Annotated in this window: 19 protein-coding genes and 1 pseudogene; 14 read left to right on the forward strand and 6 right to left on the reverse strand. The window is 67.4% G+C overall.

The window, feature by feature from the left end; translation table 11 throughout:
- The first annotated feature begins 100 nt into the window (after positions 1-100).
- From fxlM (JQS43_RS22020) to fxlM (JQS43_RS22045), 6 genes are all read left to right on the forward strand, one after another.
- On the forward strand, positions 101-1,327 hold the full coding sequence (gene fxlM, locus JQS43_RS22020; RefSeq protein WP_239676274.1) for a methyltransferase, FxLD system: 1,227 nt from the start codon (positions 101-103) through the stop codon (positions 1,325-1,327).
- A gap of 54 nt (positions 1,328-1,381) precedes the next feature.
- Entirely contained in the window at positions 1,382-1,570 is a 189-nt protein-coding gene (locus tag JQS43_RS22025) for an FxLD family lanthipeptide (RefSeq protein WP_239676275.1), read from the forward strand.
- Positions 1,571-1,651: 81 nt separating this feature from the next.
- The gene (locus JQS43_RS22030; RefSeq protein WP_239676276.1) at positions 1,652-4,720 is read left to right on the forward strand and encodes a lantibiotic dehydratase; all 3,069 of its coding nucleotides are present in this window, start codon (positions 1,652-1,654) and stop codon (positions 4,718-4,720) included.
- Positions 4,721-4,815: 95 nt separating this feature from the next.
- Complete coding sequence (locus tag JQS43_RS22035; RefSeq protein ID WP_239676277.1) at positions 4,816-5,877, forward strand: lanthionine synthetase C family protein; 1,062 nt, start codon at positions 4,816-4,818, stop codon at positions 5,875-5,877.
- Positions 5,859-6,833, forward strand: a complete 975-nt coding sequence (locus tag JQS43_RS22040) for a thiopeptide-type bacteriocin biosynthesis protein (RefSeq protein ID WP_239676278.1) — start codon at positions 5,859-5,861, stop codon at positions 6,831-6,833. Before JQS43_RS22035 ends, JQS43_RS22040 begins: the two co-directional genes overlap by 19 nt.
- Positions 6,834-6,991: 158 nt before the next feature.
- Positions 6,992-8,170, forward strand: coding sequence for a methyltransferase, FxLD system (gene fxlM / locus JQS43_RS22045; protein WP_275581098.1), 1,179 nt, complete (start codon positions 6,992-6,994; stop codon positions 8,168-8,170).
- A gap of 417 nt (positions 8,171-8,587) precedes the next feature.
- On the opposite strand, the gene JQS43_RS22050 is transcribed toward fxlM (JQS43_RS22045), so the two are convergent.
- From JQS43_RS22050 to JQS43_RS22060, 3 genes are all read right to left on the reverse strand, one after another.
- Positions 8,588-8,857, reverse strand: a complete 270-nt coding sequence (locus JQS43_RS22050; protein ID WP_239676279.1) for a hypothetical protein — start codon at positions 8,855-8,857, stop codon at positions 8,588-8,590.
- A gap of 94 nt (positions 8,858-8,951) precedes the next feature.
- Complete coding sequence (locus JQS43_RS22055) at positions 8,952-9,662, reverse strand: creatininase family protein (RefSeq protein ID WP_239676280.1); 711 nt, start codon at positions 9,660-9,662, stop codon at positions 8,952-8,954.
- Positions 9,663-9,664: 2 nt separating this feature from the next.
- The gene (locus tag JQS43_RS22060) at positions 9,665-11,050 is read right to left on the reverse strand and encodes a helix-turn-helix domain-containing protein (RefSeq protein ID WP_338037138.1); all 1,386 of its coding nucleotides are present in this window, start codon (positions 11,048-11,050) and stop codon (positions 9,665-9,667) included.
- 74 nt (positions 11,051-11,124) lie between these two features.
- Between JQS43_RS22060 and JQS43_RS26420 the strand changes: the two genes are divergently transcribed.
- Complete coding sequence (locus tag JQS43_RS26420) at positions 11,125-11,430, forward strand: DUF4177 domain-containing protein (protein WP_476739034.1); 306 nt, start codon at positions 11,125-11,127, stop codon at positions 11,428-11,430.
- 247 nt (positions 11,431-11,677) lie between these two features.
- A complete protein-coding gene (locus tag JQS43_RS22070) occupies positions 11,678-12,217 on the forward strand; it encodes a hypothetical protein (RefSeq protein WP_239676283.1) in 540 nt (179 codons plus the stop codon).
- 133 nt (positions 12,218-12,350) lie between these two features.
- On the opposite strand, the gene JQS43_RS22075 is transcribed toward JQS43_RS22070, so the two are convergent.
- Positions 12,351-12,986 (reverse strand): DUF6308 family protein, encoded by a 636-nt coding sequence (locus tag JQS43_RS22075; RefSeq protein WP_239676284.1) that lies wholly within the window; start codon positions 12,984-12,986, stop codon positions 12,351-12,353.
- A gap of 630 nt (positions 12,987-13,616) precedes the next feature.
- Between JQS43_RS22075 and JQS43_RS22080 the strand changes: the two genes are divergently transcribed.
- Genes JQS43_RS22080 through JQS43_RS22090 form a run of 3 tightly spaced genes read left to right on the forward strand, consistent with a single transcriptional unit; the run spans position 13,617 to position 15,891 of the window.
- Complete coding sequence (locus JQS43_RS22080) at positions 13,617-14,600, forward strand: hypothetical protein (RefSeq protein ID WP_239676285.1); 984 nt, start codon at positions 13,617-13,619, stop codon at positions 14,598-14,600.
- Positions 14,597-15,559 (forward strand): glycosyltransferase family 2 protein, encoded by a 963-nt coding sequence (locus tag JQS43_RS22085; protein WP_239676286.1) that lies wholly within the window; start codon positions 14,597-14,599, stop codon positions 15,557-15,559. Before JQS43_RS22080 ends, JQS43_RS22085 begins: the two co-directional genes overlap by 4 nt.
- A complete protein-coding gene (locus JQS43_RS22090) occupies positions 15,541-15,891 on the forward strand; it encodes a hypothetical protein (protein ID WP_239676287.1) in 351 nt (116 codons plus the stop codon). Before JQS43_RS22085 ends, JQS43_RS22090 begins: the two co-directional genes overlap by 19 nt.
- Here JQS43_RS22090 and JQS43_RS22095 read toward each other — a convergent pair.
- Together JQS43_RS22095 and JQS43_RS22100 are read right to left on the reverse strand one after the other, a co-directional pair.
- Positions 15,836-16,420: pseudogene (locus tag JQS43_RS22095) on the reverse strand (IS256 family transposase); the annotation flags it as partial. The gene JQS43_RS22090 and the pseudogene JQS43_RS22095 sit on opposite strands and share 56 nt — an antisense overlap.
- Positions 16,369-16,563 carry a PH domain-containing protein gene (locus tag JQS43_RS22100; protein ID WP_239676288.1) on the reverse strand — a complete coding sequence of 65 codons (195 nt, stop codon included), beginning with the start codon at positions 16,561-16,563 and terminating at the stop codon, positions 16,369-16,371. The gene JQS43_RS22100 and the pseudogene JQS43_RS22095, both read right to left, overlap by 52 nt.
- 403 nt (positions 16,564-16,966) lie before the next feature.
- On the opposite strand from JQS43_RS22100, the gene JQS43_RS22105 reads away from it, so the two are divergent.
- The 3 genes from JQS43_RS22105 to JQS43_RS22115 all read left to right on the forward strand — a co-directional run bounded on the left by JQS43_RS22105 (position 16,967) and on the right by JQS43_RS22115 (position 19,832).
- Complete coding sequence (locus JQS43_RS22105) at positions 16,967-18,229, forward strand: GTP pyrophosphokinase (protein WP_239676289.1); 1,263 nt, start codon at positions 16,967-16,969, stop codon at positions 18,227-18,229.
- Positions 18,230-18,391: 162 nt separating this feature from the next.
- Complete coding sequence (locus JQS43_RS22110; protein ID WP_239676290.1) at positions 18,392-19,567, forward strand: ISAs1 family transposase; 1,176 nt, start codon at positions 18,392-18,394, stop codon at positions 19,565-19,567.
- A 76-nt stretch (positions 19,568-19,643) separates the two neighbouring features.
- Entirely contained in the window at positions 19,644-19,832 is a 189-nt protein-coding gene (locus JQS43_RS22115; RefSeq protein WP_239676291.1) for a hypothetical protein, read from the forward strand.
- Positions 19,833-20,078 lie beyond the last annotated feature (246 nt).

Raw genomic sequence — 20,078 nt, forward strand, 5'->3', positions numbered from 1 at the left:
CTCGTCCGTTGACCCCAGTCATCCAACGTCCATAGGCTCTACTGCACACGGAAGCCGACTCGCTCCCGTGTGGGACAGCCAAGCGGGTTAGGGGTGTTGTGTGACCGACGACAAGACAGCAAGATCGCGAGACACTCTCACGGACCGCCTTAAGGCCGATGACATGATCCGCTCGGAGGCGGTCGAAGCGGCGTTTCGACGGGTTCCACGGCACCTGTTCGTCCCCGCTGGCACATCGATCGAGGAGGCCTACAGCGCCGATGCTGCCCCACCAACCAAAAAGGATGTCGAAGGCCAGATCATCTCGTCGGTGAGTGCACCGTTCTTGCAGGCGCAGATGCTGGAGCAGGCGCAGCTGCATCCCGGCGCGAGCGTGCTGGAGATCGGCTCCGGAGGCTACAACGCCGCGCTGATCGCTGAGGTTGTCGGCCCGGCTGGTCGAGTGGTCAGCGTCGACATCGACCCGGACGTCACCGCCTGGGCGCGCGAAGCCCTCGATGCCAGCGGCTACGGCAACCGCGTCGAGACGGTGTGCGCTGATGCTGAGCACGGTCTAGCCGGATCGTCGGTTTTTGATGCGATCATTGTCACCGTGGGGGCGTGGGACATCCCCCCGGCCTGGCTGACGCAACTGGATCATGACGGGACGCTTTCGGTGCCGCTGCGAATGAACGGGGTCACCCGCTCGATAGCCTTCGCCAGGCAGGCCGATCATCTGGCGAGCACCTCGGCGGAGGTTTGCGGGTTCGTGCCTATGCAGGGTCTGGGCGAACGGCGCGAGCGGGTGCTGCAGCTTCCCGACGGACACGGGCGGTACGTGAGGCTGCGCTTCGACACCGGCGCGCCGGAGGATCCCAATTTGCTGGACGGTGTACTCGCCGACATGAAGGTCCGGGTGTGGTCCGGGGTGGAGTTTCCGAACGGCGTCTCGTTCGCTGACCTGCACCTGTGGAATGCGTGTTTCCTTCCCGGTTTCTGCAAGGTGGCTGCTGATGAGGGCACAGAACTGGCCCAGGACCGCAAGAGCTGGTTTCCGTTCGGGTGCGTTTTCATCGACTCGTTCGCTTACCTCGCGGTGCGCCCGGCCATGGACGGAGCCGGGATTGAGTTCGGGGCCGGCGCCTACGGCCCCAACGGCGAGCAGGCCGCTGCGGCGATGGTGGAGCAGATTCAGGCGTGGGACCGGCGGGCACGCCGCGGTCCAGTGCCCACGTTCGGGTTCTGGCCCGACGGCAGCGACCGGAGCCACATCCCGGATCACGTGGCACTGCTGGAGAAGCACCATGGCCTGGTCACAGTCTCGTGGCCGCGGGCTAGCCGGCCGTAGGCCGAAACGTCCAGAAGAAGAAACAACCCCTACCTTCTGTAAGGAGTCGTATTCATGCCACCAGTGTTGATGCTTGACGAGGCCGACACCTCCACGCCGATCCCGGATGAAGAGTTCGAGCTAGACCTGCGGGTGGTACAAACAACCGCCGCGGTGACCTCGATGAGGTGCGACACCAGCGACAACTGCGGCGCCACCTGCGGCACCAGTGCGTGCAACAGCGGCTCGCTCGACCCCTCCTAGATCCGGTGTCCGGCCGGGGGTCCGCGCGATCGGCGGACCCCCGGCGTCCCTCTTGCCGCCACCCCGTTGAGGAGGGTGACCGTGGCGACCACCCCCGTGCGCTACCAGCACCAAAACGTGATGATTGTGCGCGCCAGCACCGACCCGGGTGACCTGGACCGGCTGGGCATTGACCTTGACGATCCGGCCGCGGTGGCCACCGAGGGCCGGGTATGGCTGACGAAGCTGTGGTCCCGCACCGACGTTCGCGAGGCGCTTTCGCTGGCCAGCCCCACCCTCGCGGCACGCGTAGAGCAACTGCTCGACCGCGACCCCGCCGTGACCGCCTCAGCGGACCTACGCCGAGCGGTGCTGTCGGCGGCGGGCTACTTGATGCGCTGGCAGCGGCGAGCGACACCGTTCGGGTTGTTCGCCGGAGTCACTGCCGCTGCGGTCGGGCCCGCCGCAGCGAGCGTCGGCCAGGACCATCGGGCGGTGGTGCGCGTCGACGCGGACTGGCTCACCGCTTTGGTCGACCAACTAGAGCAGCACCCGCCGCTGCTGCAGCGGCTAACGGTGGTGGCCGACACCGCGGGAATGGTCCGCGACGGCCGGTTCGTCGTCGCCGGACGCGCTGATGCCAGCGCGGGGACGCCGGGCCCGCTGCGGGAAGTGTCCGTGCGCTACACCCGGCCAGTCCAGGCGGTACTGGCCGCCGCTGCCGCGCCGGTGCGTGTGGAGTCCCTGGTGCCGCGGGTCGCAGCCGCGTTCCCGACCACACCGCCGGCCAAGGTCGCGGCGTTGGTGGATGCCCTGATCGCCCAGCGCATTCTGCTCACAAGCCTGCGGGCCCCCATGACGGCCGTTGATGGGCTCGCGCACCTGGTCGAGGTGCTGCGGGCCGTCGACGCCGCCGAACTGGCCGACATCGCCCCGATGCTGTCCCAGCTAGAGAAGATCCGCGAACAGCTTGCCGACCACAACACCTGCCCGGACCAAAGGCAGGCTGCCGCCTTTCGGGCCTCGGCCGCCGCGCACATGGACAGCCTCGCCACCACCGCCGGGCATGTCCTGGCCGCCGACGTGCGCCTTGGCAGCCACATCACCCTGCCAGAAAACGTGGTGGAGGAGGCGCAACAGGCCGCCTCGGTGCTGCTTCGGTTGACCACGAAACCGTTCGGAACCCAAGCGTGGCTGGACTACCACGCCCGATTCCGCGTCCGCTACGGCCCGGGAGCCCTCGTTCCGGTACGGGATCTGGTGGCCGGCTCAGGGCTCGGCTACCCAGCCGGCTATCTGGGTGGGCCACGGACCCGGCCGACGTGGCGTGCGCTGACCGAACGCGACGCGGCGCTGCTGGCGATGATCCAGCAGGCCGCCGCCGACCAGGCCGACGAGATTGATCTCAGCGACGCCGACGTGGACACGCTGACCGTCGGGGAGCACACCGACCTGGTTGCGCCCCAGCGTGTGGAGCTCGGCGTGGTGCTGGACGCGGCATCGACCGGTGAGATCGATCGTGGCCGGTTCCGGCTGTGGGTTACGGCTGTGCCGCGCGCCTACACCAGCATGGCCGGACGGTTCACATACCTGCTCGATCCAACCGACCGGCGGCGGCTTGCCGCCACTTACGCGGCACCAGGAGGGGATGATGTGGTGGCGGTGCAGCTGTCATACCCACCGCGGCGACCCCACAACGAAAACGTCGTGCGGATTCCCCGACTGCTGCCCGATGTCGTCTGCCTGTCCGAACATCACGACGGTGACACGATCCGCCTGGACGACCTCGCCGTGACCGCCGACGCCGAGCAGATGTACTTGATTCAGAGCTCCACCGGGCGACGGGTGGTACCGCGGATCCCGCACGCACTGGACACCTCGGTGCAGAGCCCGCCGCTGGCCAGGTTCCTGGCCGAGGTCGCCGACGCACGCAGCGCCGTGTTCGGCCCATTCGACTTCGGTGCAGCCCGCACCCTGCCGCACACCCCGCGAATCCGCTACCGGCGTACCGTGCTGGCCGCCGCCCGCTGGATCCTCACCGCCGCCGACGTGGCAACCGATGCCGGTTGGCAGGCCGGGCTGGAGTCGTGGCGGCGACGGTGGCGCGTGCCGGCGCGGGTGGTGTTGCGCGACGGGGAGCTGCGGCTACCCCTTGAACTCGACCAGCGCCTAGACCGCACACTGCTACGCGGGCGGCTGGAGAAGTCCGGGCGGCTGGAGCTGCAGGAAGACGTTCCCTCGCAGGCACCTGGCTGGATTGGCCGGCCTGCCGAACTGCTGATCCCGATGACCACCGCCGCCCCGCAACCCCGGCCGGTACCGACAACCGCGCCGCCAGGGCCGGTGCATCGACCGGGCAGCTCCCGCCTGCTGCACGCCAGGCTCACCGGCGACCCGGCACACTTCGACGACCTGTTGGTCTGCCACCTGCCCGCACTCGTTGACGAGCTATCCAGACTCGGATTGCGTCGCTGGTGGGCGCACCGGCACCGCGACCACCCCGACGGCGACCAACACCTCGCCATCGTTGTCGACCTCACTACACCGGACCGGTACGCCCCGACGGCCGCTAAAGTGGCTACCTTCGCCGCCGGCCTCCACCAGCGGGGCCTGCCCGCCGACATCGCGCTCGTGCCGTATGCGCAGCAGCCGGGCCGCTACGGCGAAGGGCCCGCCCTAGCCGCCGCTGAACTGGTGTTCGCCGCGGACACGCAGGCAGCCATAGCCCAGATCGCTACGGCGCGAGCCTGCGGCGTTCCGGCCCAGGCGCTCGCCGCGGCGTCGATGGCGCAGCTCGCCGCCGCGTTCGCGCCGGACCCGGCCACCGGCTACCGGGCACTGTTGGCATGCCTGCCGCAGCAGACCGGGCCGCTGGACCGGTCCACAGCTGCTCTCGCCCGACACCTTTCCGACCCCGCTGGCGGATTCAGCAGGCTCCGCGGTCTACCAGGCGGGCAGCGGATAGTCGAAGCCTGGCACGAACGAGACGCGGCCCTCGCCGCCTACCACCACAACCTGACCGGTCAGCGCGATCCATCCACCGTGCTGCGCAGCCTGCTGCACGGACACCACCGCCGAGCCCTCGACCTCGCCCCGGAGACCGAGAAGACGACCGGCCGGCTCGCCCGCGCGGCCGCCCTGCGCCGCCTAGCCCCCTCCGCAGCACAATGACCACACCACCACAGTCCCTCACCGCCGCCGAAGCATCCGCACAGTCTTTGGCCTCCGGTGCAGCAGGACCCGCGTTGTTGCACATCGAACTGGCCATGACCGGCACCGGAGGCTGGGCCACAGCCCACGAGCACATCCGCCAGGTCACCGCAGGCCCCGTCGACGCCGCCGCCCACACCGGACTGTTCTACGGCGCCCCGACAGTCGCCTTCCTCCTGCACACCGCCGGCGCGGACGGGAAACCACGCTACCGGCAAGCAGCCGCGACACTCGACCGGCACATCCTCCACCTGACCCGGCAGCGGGTAGCCGACGCCAACGAGCGGATAGACCACGGCGAAAACACTCGGTTCAGCGAGTACGACCTGCTCTACGGCCTAACCGGAATCGGGGCGCTCCTGCTGCGACACCTACCCGGCAGCGACACCCTCGCCGACCTGCTGCACTACCTCGTCCGGCTGACCGGACCGCACCCCGCCGACGAGCGTCTCCCGGGCTGGTGGGTGGCCCACGACCCGGACCCGCTGTTGCCGACCCCCGGCGGGCACGCCAACCTCGGCATGGCCCACGGCGCGGCCGGCCTGCTCGCCCTGCTGGCCCTCGCCACCCGCAGCGGTGTCCTGGTCGACGGCCAACGCGAGGCGATCGACCGGCTCCTTGCCTGGTTCGACACCTGGCGCCAAGACGGACCCGAAGGACCCTGGTGGCCACAATGGCTCACCCGGGACGAGTTGCGCACCGGCCGCGCAGCCCAACCCGGCCCCGGCCGCCCCAGCTGGTGCTACGGCACCCCCGGCATCGCCCGCGCACTTCAACTCGCCGCGATCGCCACCGGCGACCAGCTACGCCAGCGAGCAGCCGAGGACGCCCTCGCCGGCTCTATAAGCGCACCGCGTCTCCAACTGATCACCGAGCCAGGGTTATGCCACGGCGCGGCCGGTCTCTACCAGACCATCAGCCGCGCCGCCCACGACGCCGCCAACCCGACCCTCCGCCGACAGCTGCCCGCACTGGCCGACCGGCTGGCGCAGCACAGCAGCAGCGCCCACGGCGACGGGCTTCTCACCGGTTCAGCCGGTCTCACCCTGGCTCTGGAGACCGCACGAAATAGACAACCGCCACGATCAGGATGGGACGCATGCCTACTGATCAGCTGATACCCGCCCTGCCCGACGACCTCGCCCGCGGCGTGCTCGCAGTACTCGCCGGTTCTGATCCGTCCACCACCGCCGCAGACCTTGGCATCACCTCGGACGACCTGACCGACGCCGTACAGCTGTATCAAGCCGCCGGACTGGCGGCACTGGAGCAACGAGCCGAGCACGAATGGTACGACCTGCGGCTACGGTTCCCCGACTGGCATACCGCTGAAGCAGCGGCGGCCAACCGACTCGCCCCCGCCCTGGACCAACTCCTGCAGGAGGGGGAGACAGCCGGCTGGTGGTTCCTACGTAAGCACCCCTTCTGGCGGCTGCGCCTCCACCACGCCGACACCACGGCCGTGGCGCGCCTACTCGAACAGCTGACCAGACAAGGCATCCTCACCGGCTGGCACCAGACCATCTATGAACCAGAAACGGCCGCCTTCGGTGGCCCAGCGGCTATCGACGCCGTTCACGCATTGTCTTGCGCCGACAGCCGCGGCCTGCTCAACTACGTCCGACAACCATCGCCCGCCTTAGGGCGCCGAGAAATGTCGATGCTGCTGTTCACCGCGTTCCAGCACGCGGCAGGACTCGACTGGTTCGAACAAGGCGACGTGTTCGACCGAGTCGCGCGGCTGCGCCCCACGCCCACCGGCTCGGATGACCAGCGTGTCGAAACGCTCTCCGCCGACCTCTCCAGCATCCTGACCGCGAACGCCAACGCCCACACCCCGCTGTTCGCGCCCGGCGGCCCGGCAGCTTTCGCGAGCCGCTGGCGGACCGCGTTCATCCAGACTGGCCACATGCTCGGCGAGGCGGCGGCACGAGGTCGACTCGACCGCGGACTCCGCGCGGTTATCGCACAAATAGCCATCTTCCACTGGAATCGACTCGGCCTACCCGCCCGAACGCAAGGGATCCTCGCCCACAGCGCAGCAACCGCGCTATTGGGCACCCGGCTTGGCTGATTCTCCGCCCAGCAGCGCCCCTCCCGGCCGCCTCCACACGACAATCCAAACAACAGCCACTGGTCTCACACGCCGAGGCTCGCCAGTCGCAAAGTCGAAAGGAAAAGACGATTACCACCGTAAGACAACCACCAACCAGCCCGACCGGCGACGCCGAGCTGCGCCGGGCCCTCGTCGAACGAATCAGCGCCCGTCGTCAGCTATCAGACGCCGTTGCTGCTGCGATGTACAAGGTCCCGCGGCACGTCTTTGTGCCCACCGCCTCTCTTGAGGAGGCGTACGCAAACGACACCGTGGTCACTCGGCGCGACGACACCGGCATCGCTACAAGCTCGGCCTCGGCCCCCTGGCTAGTGGGACAAATGCTTGACCAACTCCAGCTCCAGCCAGGTATGCGAGTTTTGGAGATCGGGGCCGGAACCGGCTACAACGCGGCGTTGATCGCCGAGCTGGTCGGCCCGACCGGTCACGTGACCGCCGTGGAGATCACCCCGGACGTGGCGGCCGACGCCCGCAAAGCGCTGGCGACCATCGGCGCGACCAACGTCGAGATCGTCTGTGGCGACGGCGAGTACGGCCACCCGCAGGCCGCGGCGCATGACCGAATCATCTCCACCGCCGGAGTATGGGAGATCCCAGATGCGTGGGCGGAGCAGCTGTCCCCGGAAGGGGTTCTGGTCGCTCCGCTGCGGATGCGGGGTCTGACCCGATCAGTGGCCATGACACGCGAGGCCGGCGTGTGGCGCAGCCACAGCACTGTCACCTGCGGATTTATGCCGATCCGCGGCAAAGGCGAAATGCCCGAGCGCAACATCCGCCCGGCGGAGGATCTGTTCGTCCGCTTCGATGACGGGCAGGACGCGGATGCGCTGGCTCTCGCGCAGGCGGCCGCCAGCCCTGGCCGGGTGGACTGGTCAGGAGTGCTCATCGACAGGTCGCTGGAACTGCTGGATTTCTACCTGGCCGAGTTGGATGGGTTCTGCCGCGTGCTGGCTTCGCCCTCGATCACCGAACGGGGCCTGGCCGAACCCGTCAACGACTGGGGAAGCATGGGCGCGGCCACAGACGAGGCGCTCGGCTACCTGACCAAACGCACCTGCCTTGACAACCCCTACCTGTATGAGCTTGGCGTGTGCGCCTACGGGCCGCGCGCAGCGGCGATGCTCGCCGACCTGACCGAACGGGTTCACCGCTGGGACCGCGACCGCGAGTCGATCACCGGGGTCCGCATCGAGATCCACCCACCCGGGCAGGGCGAGATGGCCGACGCGCTAATGATCGCGGATAAGCGACGCTCGCGGGTGGTCGTCCGGCCGGTCCGGCAGGAATCCAAGTAGCCAAGCCCTCCCACCTTGAAAGACCGCGACGCCGGCCGACCGGAACGTCTTAAAGAAACTGCGGCACGACGTAGGCGACAGTGCCAAACCGGCGCAGGCCCGCCTCCTCGACCTAGTACCGCGACCCCGACAAGCAACATGAAAGTTCGTCCACCCGATTCACGGTGCGGCGCTCCACCGACCACGGCGACGCGGCGGTGATGGAGTCTGGGCCGAGAGGATCCCCGGCCTGACCAAACTGCGGTCCCCGGCCGCTGGCGACCGGGCCAGGGTAGTCGGTGTACGTCGGCGGCCGACCGGTACTCCCGCCGACCGCTGGCCGGCGGCGGCCTCGGGGCCCGCGCCTGTGTTCGCTAACTCGCGATAGTCGGCTCCGACGAAACGCTCATGTCGACGGTCCGTCATCCGTGGCTGACGCTAATCGGAGAGGCGATCGAGATCCCGACGCATTTGCTCCCGGCACACCTCCGACGCCTCGAACGTGCCATCGGACAGCGTTCCGTCCTCCAAAGCACCGATAAACTCGTCGGACCAGCTTTCGCAGTCGACTCCGCTGCGGTCCCACAGCACTCCTACCGCGACCACTACGGCGACGAGCAGGATTGCCGCCGCTATGGTGCAGTGCAGGAGCCAACGGGTGCGGCGCTGGGGAGCTTGCAGGTCGTGACCGGAGCCCGGAAGACTCATGCAAGGCACCCTCCCCGGCCCCGCTCGGTTTTCACACGATCCGGATCGGCGTCTCCTCGGCCGCGAACCGAGCCACGAACCCAGCCAGCGATGATCAACGAGGGTCGAGCAGTCGCAGGGAACTCCTGAACGAGGCGATAAGGCTCTCCAAGAGTGCCCTACCTTTCGCCGGGCTGGCGGCGGACGGCCGGCCCACCACCCCGGAAGCGGTGTACGCCTGCATTCCCAGCGTCAGCAGGTGGGGCCGGTGCGGGGCGTCGTAGTCCGCGTCGGCGTAGCTGCCCCGCACCAGGGTGGGATGCAGGTGCAGCAGCAGCGACGTTTCGAGCTCACCGGCGTGCATGTCGTCGTGGCTGGTGGTTTCCAGACCTGCGTCAACGCGGGCACGGTTCCAGTCATCCCGGCCTGGGTACAGCGCCATGACCGGCCCGGCCACCGTCGCCTCCTGGACGACGTTCGAGAGCACGTAGTTGCCGCCGTGCCCATTCACGATCACTAGCCGGTCAATCCCGCTCGCATGCAGCGACTCGGCCACATCCTTGATCACCGTAGCCAGCGTCGTGGCACGGATGCTTACGGTACCCGGCCACGCCCAGTGCTCATGCGAGCAGGAGATCGTCAGCGGAGGCAACAGCAGCAGTCGGTACCGCTCGGCCAGCACCGCCGCGATTGACGAGGCGATGATCGTGTCCGTGGCAAGCGGCAGGTGGTCGCCGTGCTGTTCGTGGCTGCCGACCGGCAGCAGTGCGACACTGGCCCCGAGGGCGCCCACCTCCGGCGATGTCGCGGTCGTAATCACATCCACTCCTACACCCTGCCGTGTTCCCCGGACCCGGCCACCACCCGGGTGGCTGGATGGCCGCCGACGGGCACCGTTGCGGTACGGTCCGCGGCCACCTCAGTCACCAGCGACAGGGTGCGTTGCGACCCGGTTTGGAGTCCCAGTTCTCGGGCGGCGGCGGCGTGATCTCGGGCGGCGTCCACGTCACCGGCCAGGTGCAGCGCGACGGCGAAGTGCGCACGGAAGAACCCCTCGTCCAGGCGCTGGTGGTGCGGCCAGTCGGCCAGCACCGTCTCGAAGTCATGGATCGCCGCCGCCGGTTCGCCCAGCAGCAGCCGACAGCATGCCTCATACGCGCGTACGTAGACGCTGGTGCAGTGGCTCACCAGCGACGCTGTCTGCGGGTCCTCCGCTGCCGACTGGTCAACGAGACGGAATGCGGTGCCGATGCTGCGCCGGGTGCCGGTGGCGTCGCCGTGGTGGGCATGTGCCTGTGCCAGGCGTACGGCCGCCAGCGCTCGCACTCGCGGGGGAAGACCACCGGCCCCCAGCACTGGTTGGACCAGCGCCTCCGCTGCCCCGACCTGCCCTTTCTCGACGGCACGCTGAGCACGTCGCATGCCCACGTAGGCAGTCAGGGTGACGTCACCGGCTTCACGTGCCATCGACCCGGCGGCTTCGAGCCAACGCCCGGCCTGTTGGTCGTGGCCCTCGTTGTCGCAGATCCAACTCCCGAACTCGCGCCAGCGTGCAGCGACCACGGTGAGGTCGGTCCGGGCCGGTCTGGCGGCGGTCTCGCGTTGGCTGTCTATGAGCTGCAGTTCGGTGCTGACGAGGTTGAGTAGTCCGTGTCCTCCCAGCGCGTTATCGGCCGCGGTCAGCACCCTGAGCATGTCGCGCCAGTGCGCGGCGAGATCCACGGCCGGTGTTGGCGTCACCGTGTCCTGCGGCAGCTGGACGGCGGCTGGCCGTACCATCGCCGTCAACTCTCCGCCGGCGCCGAGCGCGTCGTCGAGCCTCGTGGCGGTCTCCGCGTCCGCGGCGACCATCCCGGTTTCGATCTTGTGGAGCTTGGACTTACTCGCCAACGTAAGCCGGCCGAGCTCTCGGAAAGACAGGGCGTGCTGCTCCCGCAGGGTACGCATCCGCTGTCCGAAACGGGGGTCAGGCGGCGTGCGACGCGGCATGGTGGGAAGCTCCCAGGTGGAGGGCTGGGTGGCCGGTCGTATCCGCCGGTCCGATCCACAGCATATCGATATGGTCGGCTGCCGGGCGACCCAGCCAACGGGTGACCCGACTAACGTCGCAATGCCGCACAGTGTCCACGCCCAACGCCGACGGCAAGTTGGGCGCTTGTTAGGGGGCGGTGCTCGCGGCGTTCCTGAGAGTCGCCGCGGTGGGGACTGCGGCATGAGAGCGGTCCGATCTTGGAGGTTAAAGGGGCCTGGCCCGTTGAGGGAGTGTCAGGGCCTCGACCGGCGGCTGCGTGGGGCGCCCGCAGAGCGACTACGAGTACAGGACGGTCCGGATTGCCGCTGGCCAGTACGCAGGCCGAGGGCACCTCGCCCGTCTCCGTGACCGTGAGCTGGAAGCCATCGAGGCTGACGGGTGGGAGATCGTGACGATCGCCCCGCGTCGGCTCGGCACGGGCAAGGACGAGGTCATCTGTCGCCGGTCGAGAGGCTATCGCCCACCCCAGCCGACCCGCGCACCGTCATGGTGGGAGCAGGTCCTGGAGGACCTGTCGACTCCGGTGTGGCTGCGGCGCCTACGCCGCCGGCTACGCGACTAAACCCCTACCTCTGGGCACCTTCCGGACAGCGGCCGTGTGGATCCGGAACGGGGCGTCGGCGGGTGTCACGGTCCTCCCCGGCTGGCCACACGAGCAGCGTCTACCCGACTGCCCACCCTCGATCTGCGCGGGCGGTGCTTGCCGCGAGCACCAGGGATCGTCGAGGCACGTCAGCGGGTGGTCACGGAACTCGCTCGTTCGGTGGAGTGTACGTTCAGCCGATAAACGGCCGGCCGCGAGGGATATTGTGGTATACGACCTGGCTCGGGTTGCCGAGTTACTCCACCAACGCAACACGATCGATGAACAGATCACACAGATCATCAAACGCCCGGTGGCAAGCGGGCACCTCGGCGAGTGGATTGCCGCCTGGGTCTTCGACATCGAGCTGGAGACCTCGGCCAGCACCGCCGCCGTCGACGGCCGGTTCCTGACTGGCAAGCTGCAAGGCCGGACCGTCAACATCAAGTGGTATCTCAAGCGCGAGGGCCTGCTCGACATGACCACTGCTGATGTGCCGGATTACTACCTGGTCATGACCGGACCAGCCGGCCCTGCCGCATCCTCTCGGGGAGGCAGTCGGCTGTGGCGCATCGACAACGTTTACCTGTTCGACGCGCGGCAGTTGCTCTCCGACCAGCTTGCCCGCGGCGTTAAGGTGGGGGTCGCGTCAAGCGTCCCACAGAGCTGGTGGAAGGCCGCCGAGATTTACCCGACCGCCAACGACGCCGTCCTGGCCGTATCCCGGGAGCAAGCAGCAATGCTGGCGTTATTCCGTCCACGGTAGCCTTCGGCGATCCTGCCAGGGACAGCCATAGGACAGCGGCTCGGGCGGGCGCTCATCTGCCGCGACCTGCACGGCGAAACGCAATGATCTAACTGGGTTGTGCGAGCGTGGGTCTGGAATGAGCTGATCTCACTCACGCTGTGTTGCGTCGGCGGAAGTCGTCGGCGCCCTGGCGGTGGCGCATCCAGACGGCGACATCCAGGATACGGATTGGGCTGACCGGGTCCGGCAGTCCGGCATCTCCCTTCAGCTGGACGAGCTGGCGGTGAAGCGCCGAGTCGTCTTGCTGGAGCACACGGCGTAGGCAGGTCCAGTAGCAGCCCACCCGGTAACCGGCTCCGCCGGCGACGACGCTGTCGTATATCGGCAGGAGTCGCGGCCGCTTGCGGGCGAGGAGCTTGCTGGCCTTGACCCACCTAACGTTCGGTTGGTTGATCAGCAGTTGCCACGCCCGGTCTGCGGGCCCGCCGTCGGCGACTGGGTCTGGTTGGAGGTTGCCTGAGCTGGCCAGGTCAACCTGCCGCGGGACCTCAGCGAGCAGGGCGGAGAGCTGCACACCAAGGTCGCCGACGAGGAGCCACAGGGCGACCTTCGCTGGGTACTGGACGCCCAGCATCTCCACGGCCATCAGGTCCTCGGCAGTGATCCGATTCGCGGTGTCCGGCCGGTCGCCACCACCACCCAGCTGGTCGAACCAACCCCCCGTGAACAGAGGAGGGGTCGCCGAACGCGGCTCGCCGACGTGGTAGTAGGTGAGTAGATCCTTCACAGAGTCCTGCAGGAGAGCGCTGAGGCGGTCTCCATTGAGCTCACACACAAGTCCTCCTGCCTGCCGTACCAGTGCACTTGGATTCCCACCGAGGCCAGTCTGACTGATCGCCGGGGGTCCGCGGGGCCGCGCTCACCGGAGGTGATCGCGGCACCTACCTGCGCACAGAGGAACAGGCGGATTGCTTCGCGGGGCAGGTGTCTTGCGTGACCGCGGCGGGCCTGGATGGGCCGCCGCCCTCGCCTAGCATGCACTGGCGCTCCGTAGTGACCACCTGTGGCGACAATGTCGGACTAGGCCGACGCCTGCAAACGGCTTCTCGGGGCAGTGGACGGGCTGGCGCACACCGAACGGACCCGCCCGGGGGTCCTGTGCCAGCTCCAGCTTACCGTCTACACGCCACAACGGTGACCCTGACCAAGCCGCAGCCTGTGCAGCCGACGCCAAAGACGCCCGCGAACCGCTCGCTTCAGCCGCTCGCCAGGGAGCTTGGGCTCGACCTTCGCGGCGACGCGGCCGGCGAAACGCGCATGACCCTCACATCGTTCGATCAAACATGTTGTGCCCTGTCGGACGCGGACGGTAGTGTGCGGCTTCTCGTAGAGCCAGGACAACATGGAGGTGGCGCCCGTGATCGTGGGGCTGGGCGGTGTGGCCGTGGCGGTCGAATCCGATTGTACGCTGGTGCATCAGCTGATTGCCGAGTTCTATCCGGTGGAGTCGGGCCCCAGTGAGCCGATGTGGACGATTGTCGCCTATGCGCAGGCACCGCCTCGCGGCGTTGCCGTGAACCGCTTCGGGGTGGGCTACCAGCCGGACCTAGCCGGCCGCTCGCTCATCCTGTGGGCCACACGGGAGACGGATCTGGCGATCACGACCCGCAAGTGTGTGCGGGAGATCTTCCTCGATGCCTGTGAGCGGGCAGGCTACGGGATGCTGCACGCGTCGGCTGTCTACCACGACGACCAGGCCATCGTGTTCGCCGCGGACAAGCGTGGTGGGAAGACGACGCTTGCGTTGCGCGCGGTACTCGATCACGGGTGGCGGTGGCTGTCCAACGACCACCTGATCGTCTGGCGTGGCGAGGCTGGGCTGGTGGCCACCTCCTTGCCTACCCCGATCCCACTGAAGGTGGGTACGTACGTCGACCTGATCGACCGCCTGCCGCCGCCCTGGGACTCCAACGGGATCAACGCGGAGATGTGGCGAGCAGCCACGCCCGTCGCCCGGTACGCCTCCGACGCGGCGGTCTACTACACCTTCGGCCGGCTCGGACAGGCGAACCCGGTGCTGGTCGAGCTGGCCGGTCGGCGGCTGACGGTGGTGTTCCCCTCCTACGCCGGGCCGGGGCAGCGGGAAGGCGTGGTGGAGATGGTGCCGGCTCAGGCCGCTGCGTCGGAGCTGGCTGGGCATGGGCGTACCGACTGGATAGAGGATCAGCGGCTCCACCAGCGGCACCTTCCCTTCCCACACCGCGATGTCGCCGCCTTCGGCCGGGATAGCGTGGTCCTGGCCGCGCAGGTCGCCGCCGCAGGGGCCGAGGTTGTCCGGTTCACGCATCGGGGCGACCCTTCCCCGTTGCTCGTCAACGTTGCCGAGGCGGTGCCCCGATGAGGCGGCGTCCGCTGGTCAGCGTGGTGGTGTGCACCTACGCGCGTCCCGAGCCGCTACGCGCGGCGCTGGCGAGCATCTGCGTACAGGGCGTGGACGGGGTGGAGGCGGTGGTCGTCAACGATGGCGGGCCGGACGTTGCCGGTGTGGTGGCTGAGTTCGGCGACCGGCTCCCGGTGCGGCTAATCACCCTGCCTACGAACAAGGGCCTGACGGCGGCTCGCCGCAGCGGCATAGGTGCTGCTCGTGGCCGGTTCGTCGCGTTCCTTGACGACGATGACCTGTGGCTCCCCGATCATCTCTCCGTGGCCTTGGACGGTCTCGACAGCGGGTTGGACCTGGTGTACACGACCTGCCTAGTCGCCGACCGCGTGCATCACCTCGGCTCCGAAGAACCCGTTTCGGCACGGTACCGGTTCGACTACCCGTTCGACGCCGCACTGTTCGACGTGACGAACATGATCCCGGTGACCTCAGTCGTCGCGCGCAGGTTCGACCCCGCGATGCTTCATCGGCATGACGGGGTGCAGGACGACTGGGCGATGTGGCTCGACCTGGTACGCGGTGCCGGGTGGCGTCTCCTTCACCTGCCGGCGGCCACGACGGTGTATCACCGCATCCCGCAGGCGGCGTCGATGACCGGGCAAGCAGCGAGCACCCTGGCCGGGTTGCGGCGGTTCGCCGCCGGGCATCGGCGGATACATCAGCGGTGGCCGGTGCCAAACGGTAGCCGGGCCGGACAGGCACGCCGGTTGCCGTTCTGGATGTATCGGCTGGTGGAGCAGCGTCACAGCGCCGGGCATGGGGTGTCCCACTACTACTATGAGCGGTGCCTGCCGCTGGTCGCCGCAGCCGTGACCGGGCGGATGACCATTAACGCGGCGGTCGACGCGATGGACGTGGCCGTCGCACCTGATGCGGTCGAGGAGAGGGAGCAGGCGGCATGGCGAGTGCTGGCGTGATCGACCCACCGCTGCGCGCCCGGATACGGGCCGCCCTGCCTGACGCCCAGGTGGACACGGTGCTGCACGACAACGGCAAAGCACTAGTGTTGTCCGGCACGGTCGCCGGCCAGCGTGCGGTGGTGAAGGTCCTTGTGGACCCGGACCCGTTCTGGGCGGGCAAGTTCCCCGCTGAGATAACGATCTACCGGGCGTTCGAGGTAGCGCCACCGCCGGCACCGGTGCCGAAGCTGCAACACCAACCGCGCCACGTCGGCCCACTCCGCACGGCAGTACTTCGCCCCTTCGCCGGGCCCACAGCCCGAGGATCTCCCGCCCACCGTCGGCGGTAACCGCCAGCGCCACGTAGACGGGCCGGTTGGCGACCTGCCCGTCGCGGATCTTCACGTGGATACAGTCGATGAAAATCACCGGGTAGATCGGATCCAGCGGCCGGTTCTGCCACTCGCCCATGATCCCCAGCACCCGGTCGGTGATCGTCGAGATGTGATCACGCGACACCGTCGCGCCGTACACCTCGGCCAGATGCGCGCACACCTCACCAGTGGTCAACCCTTTGGCGGTCAGGCTGATCACCAGATCGTCGATGCCGCCCATCCGCCGCTGCCGCTTGGCCACGATCTGCGGGGTGAAACTGGCGTCCCGGTCGCGTGGCACGCCCACCCTGACCGGGCCGACCTCGGTCAGCAACGTCTTGGACCGGCAGCCGTTACGGCTGTTGGCGCCATCACGACCGGCCGGCTCGTGCTTGCCGTAGCCGAGATGCTCGTCCATCTCCGCTGCCAGCGTGGCCTCCAGGAACCGTTTGGTCAGCTGCTGCAGCAGCCCGTCGCGGCCCAGCAGCGACACGCCCTGCGCCCGGCCAGCCGGGCCACCAGCTGCGGGTCCAACGCCGCCGCAGCCGCCTCACCTTTAGGTCCTTCCGGCTGGTGCAGCACCGCCGGCGCCCAGGCGAGGCCGTGGCCCTCGCCCGCCGTCATCGCGGTCCTGGTCTTGGTCGTCACCGGGTGTCTCCTTGTCCTATATTTCGGACTTACACCCTCCTAATGACAGTCCCCGAACCGGCAAAGCCCGGCCCACGGTAGAGCTCGACGCCCGGCGCGAGCCGTCCGCGTACAGCAACTGGCGGTGGATCGCCGCGCACCACTCGCGTGCGGCGCTGGTGCTCGGCATCGATCCGTATGCAAAACGCCGACCATGCGGAGGTACGCCTGCGACTCGACCAATGCGAAGAGGCCGATTGGTCAGTTGGTACATCTGCCACCGACCATGCCCACGGAGCGTCCCTGATCGTGGATCAAGACGACGTCCGGTCGCATCGTACTCCCGTCCGGTCGTATCTAGATCCGCAGCCCGCTGGTACTGTGATCTGGCGATGTCGGTCGCTGCTCTGGATAGGCAGGCCCCGTGGGATTTATCGAGGATTTCGTTGATCGATACACCAAGGAATACGACTTCTATGCCCAGGCAGCGCGTCTCGGAGCTCAGGAGCTTGAATCAGCATTACATGCGGCCGGCATCCGTTGCATCGTGACCTCACGAGCGAAATCAATCCCGCGCCTGCGAGAGAAGTGTCGACAACGAGAACGGCAGAACGGGGGCTACGCGTCCGTCGCCCACATTGTTGAGGACATCGTCGATCTAGCAGGGGTGCGGGTAGCCCTCTACTTCCCTGCAGAGCGAGAGCAGGTTCACTCGGCGATTCACAAGCTGTTCCATGTCCACCTGAAGAAGGAATTCCCGGAGCTTGGAAAGCTACGACCCGATAAGCGCTTCACCGGCTACTCGGCTGCCCATTATCGTGTGCAGCTTAGGGAGCAAGAACTAGGCGACTCGGAGAAGCGATACGCGACAGCTAGGATCGAGATCCAAGTTGCGTCCGTTCTGATGCATGCTTGGGCAGAGGTCGAACACGATCTAGCCTATAAGCCACTAACAGAATACCTATCCGATGCGGAAAGCGCCATTTTGGACCAACTCAACGGCTTAGTTATTGCTGGCGAGATCGCACTTGAGCAACTCCAGAAGGCTGGCGAGGGTAGGGTCGCAACCAGTGGGAGGATCTTCGCCAATCATTTTGAACTGGCCGCCCACCTAATAGGCCGCATGGAGGCAAAGACTCAGGAGCCGATCAGCGAGGCAGGGCTAGGGCGAGTCGACTTTCTCTTCGATTTCATAACCGATCTTGGCCTCAACACTCCGGAGCACCTTGCCCCCCACTTGGACTCATTGCACGGAAACGTTGAGTTGCGCCCTCTGGCGGAGCAAATAGTTGACGTCCTGCTAGCGGAAGATGCTGCCCGATATCGAGTGTACAATTCACTTCACATCGACCGGGTTGCGGTCGAATCTGGAACGGCCGAAGAAGAATCCGCCGCTTTGGGGATCTTCATGGCTCGCTGGATTGAGCTCGAGAAGTTGATTAGAGAGCTGGCAGTTGCGAAGGGGGCCGAGCGGCCGCTCCTTCAAGCCGGCCGACAGCTAAAAGACCTTGGCGTAATTCCTCCTGAGCTCATAGTGGAGTTTGACCAACTGCGACGGCTGAGGAACCAAGTAATCCACGCAGTGGAGCGACCCGGCGCCGACTACCTGGTCCAGGTTTCGCGACGTGTCGACACCATCATTGGTGAAATCCAGCGTAGGATCTCAGAATCCGACGACAAGGAGTGATGCGCAGTCGGCCGACCACCCAGGGCCCCGGCAAAGTCGCGCGGTGTCCGGGTTGATGGGGTTGGCGTAGACGCGCCCGTGCCGGTGGTAGCAGGGCGGGCATGACCGGTTCAGAAGATCATCGAGGTTCTCGAAGCCTTGCTGATCTACCTGAAGTGAGCCATGCCCGCACTCCCATCATCACTGATCTGTTCGCTGTCTCAGCAACCGCCTGCCACCGTCTCGCAGACCGCGGTCGGGTTGCCCGCCGCGTTGGGCTATCTGCCCGACCCTCGCGCCCGTCGCGGTGTGCGGCACCGGCTGACGGTGGTGGTCAGCGCGGCGGTCTGCGCCGTGGTGGCCGGCTGCCGCTCCTATGTGGCGATCGCCGAGTGGGTCGCCGACGCGCCAGCGGCCACGGTGGCGGCGTTGGGCATGGACCCTGATCGGCGCCCGTCGGAGGCGATGATCCGCCGGCTACTGCAATCGTTGGACCCGAACCTGCTAACGGCCGCGGTCAGCGGCTGGCTGGCCAACCGGCTCGCCACGGCAGCGCCGCCGACCAGGCGGGCGGTCGCGGTCGACGGCAAAACCTTACGAGGCTCCCGCAGCCGCGATGCTCCTGCCCGGCACGTGATGGCCGCGCTCGACCAGGCCACCGGCGTCGCACTGGCCAGCACCGACGTCAACGGCAAGACCAACGAAATCACCCGGTTCCAGCCTCTGCTGGACCAGATCAGTGACCTGCGCGAGACCATCGTGACCCTCGATGCCCTGCACTGCCAACGTGACCACGTCGCCTACCTCGCCGAACGTGGCGCGCACTGGATCCTCACCGTCAAGGCCAACCAGCCCAGCCTGCACACCCAGCTGGCTGCCCTACCGTGGCGAGCCGTTCCACAGGCCACCCGCGACGAGGGCCGTGGCCACGGCCGCCGCGAGATCCGCACCCTCAAGGCCCTCACCGTACAAACCCCTGGCGGGCTGGGGTTCCCGCACGCCGCCCAGGCGTTGCAGATCCGCCGCCGCAGACGCCGCCTCGACCAGCCGAAACGGTTCACCACCGAGACCGTCTACGCGATCACCAGCCTGAACGTGCACCAGGCCAGACCGGCCCAGTTGGCCGCCTGGATACGCGGCCACTGGTCGATCGAGAACAAACTGCACTGGGTACGCGATGTCACCTACGACGAGGACCGATCCCAGATCCGCACCCGAACCGGACCACAGGTCATGGCCGCCCTACGAAACGCCGCCATCGGCATCCTGCGCATCACCGGCGTCACCAACATTGCCGCCGCCAACCGCCACCACGCCCGCGACAGCACCCGCCCACTTGCGCTACTCGGCATCACCTAACGACTTTGCCGGGGCCCTGATGTACCTCCGGGATGGTGTTTCCAAGTTGTTGGTCTGGCCGCGTGGAGTTACTCCGGTGCTTGAGAACGACGAGCGCGGCGTCAACTTCCCTAACTACGGAACGATTTTGCACGGCAGAGACATTAGAGTGAGCTATCTCTTCATTCCCGAGGAGCAGCTTCATACGCTCGAAGGCTGGGAGACTATCCAAGGATGCCCACCAGAGGATGGTGAGGTCGTCTTCATCGACAACGTACACGACTAAACCGGCTCATCAACACGAAGCGTGATGGAGGTCAGCGACATGCCGGTCAACCCTGAGGGTCGGGTAGGGCCTGGAACAGGCCCGATGATCCGAACAGGAGTCATACAAGAGCATCAGCAGGAGCTGCTGTAACTCCGAGCCACGCTCGGTGGCTCACCTGGTACGAGTACGAGGCCCGGTCGTCACCGGCCAGGGGTGAGCCAGGCTGTACCTGATGGCGCCTTCCCCCGGGGCAACGGCCACGAG

Origin of the sequence: Natronosporangium hydrolyticum (genome assembly GCF_016925615.1) — a bacterium.
GTDB lineage: Bacteria > Actinomycetota > Actinomycetes > Mycobacteriales > Micromonosporaceae > Natronosporangium > Natronosporangium hydrolyticum.

What these genes read in the sequence shown, in the direction of transcription:
- JQS43_RS22110 (WP_239676290.1), top strand. Translation starts at nt 18,392, where the DNA reads ATGCCCGCACTCCCATCATCACTGATCTGTTCGCTGTCTCAGCAACCG.
- JQS43_RS22050 (WP_239676279.1), bottom strand. Translation starts at nt 8,857, where the DNA reads ATGAGTCTTCCGGGCTCCGGTCACGACCTGCAAGCTCCCCAGCGCCGC.
- JQS43_RS22025 (WP_239676275.1), top strand. Translation starts at nt 1,382, where the DNA reads ATGCCACCAGTGTTGATGCTTGACGAGGCCGACACCTCCACGCCGATC.
- JQS43_RS22060 (WP_338037138.1), bottom strand. Translation starts at nt 11,050, where the DNA reads ATGCCGCAGTCCCCACCGCGGCGACTCTCAGGAACGCCGCGAGCACCG.
- JQS43_RS22090 (WP_239676287.1), top strand. Translation starts at nt 15,541, where the DNA reads ATGGCGAGTGCTGGCGTGATCGACCCACCGCTGCGCGCCCGGATACGG.
- JQS43_RS22040 (WP_239676278.1), top strand. Translation starts at nt 5,859, where the DNA reads ATGCCTACTGATCAGCTGATACCCGCCCTGCCCGACGACCTCGCCCGC.
- JQS43_RS22035 (WP_239676277.1), top strand. Translation starts at nt 4,816, where the DNA reads ATGACCGGCACCGGAGGCTGGGCCACAGCCCACGAGCACATCCGCCAG.
- JQS43_RS22085 (WP_239676286.1), top strand. Translation starts at nt 14,597, where the DNA reads ATGAGGCGGCGTCCGCTGGTCAGCGTGGTGGTGTGCACCTACGCGCGT.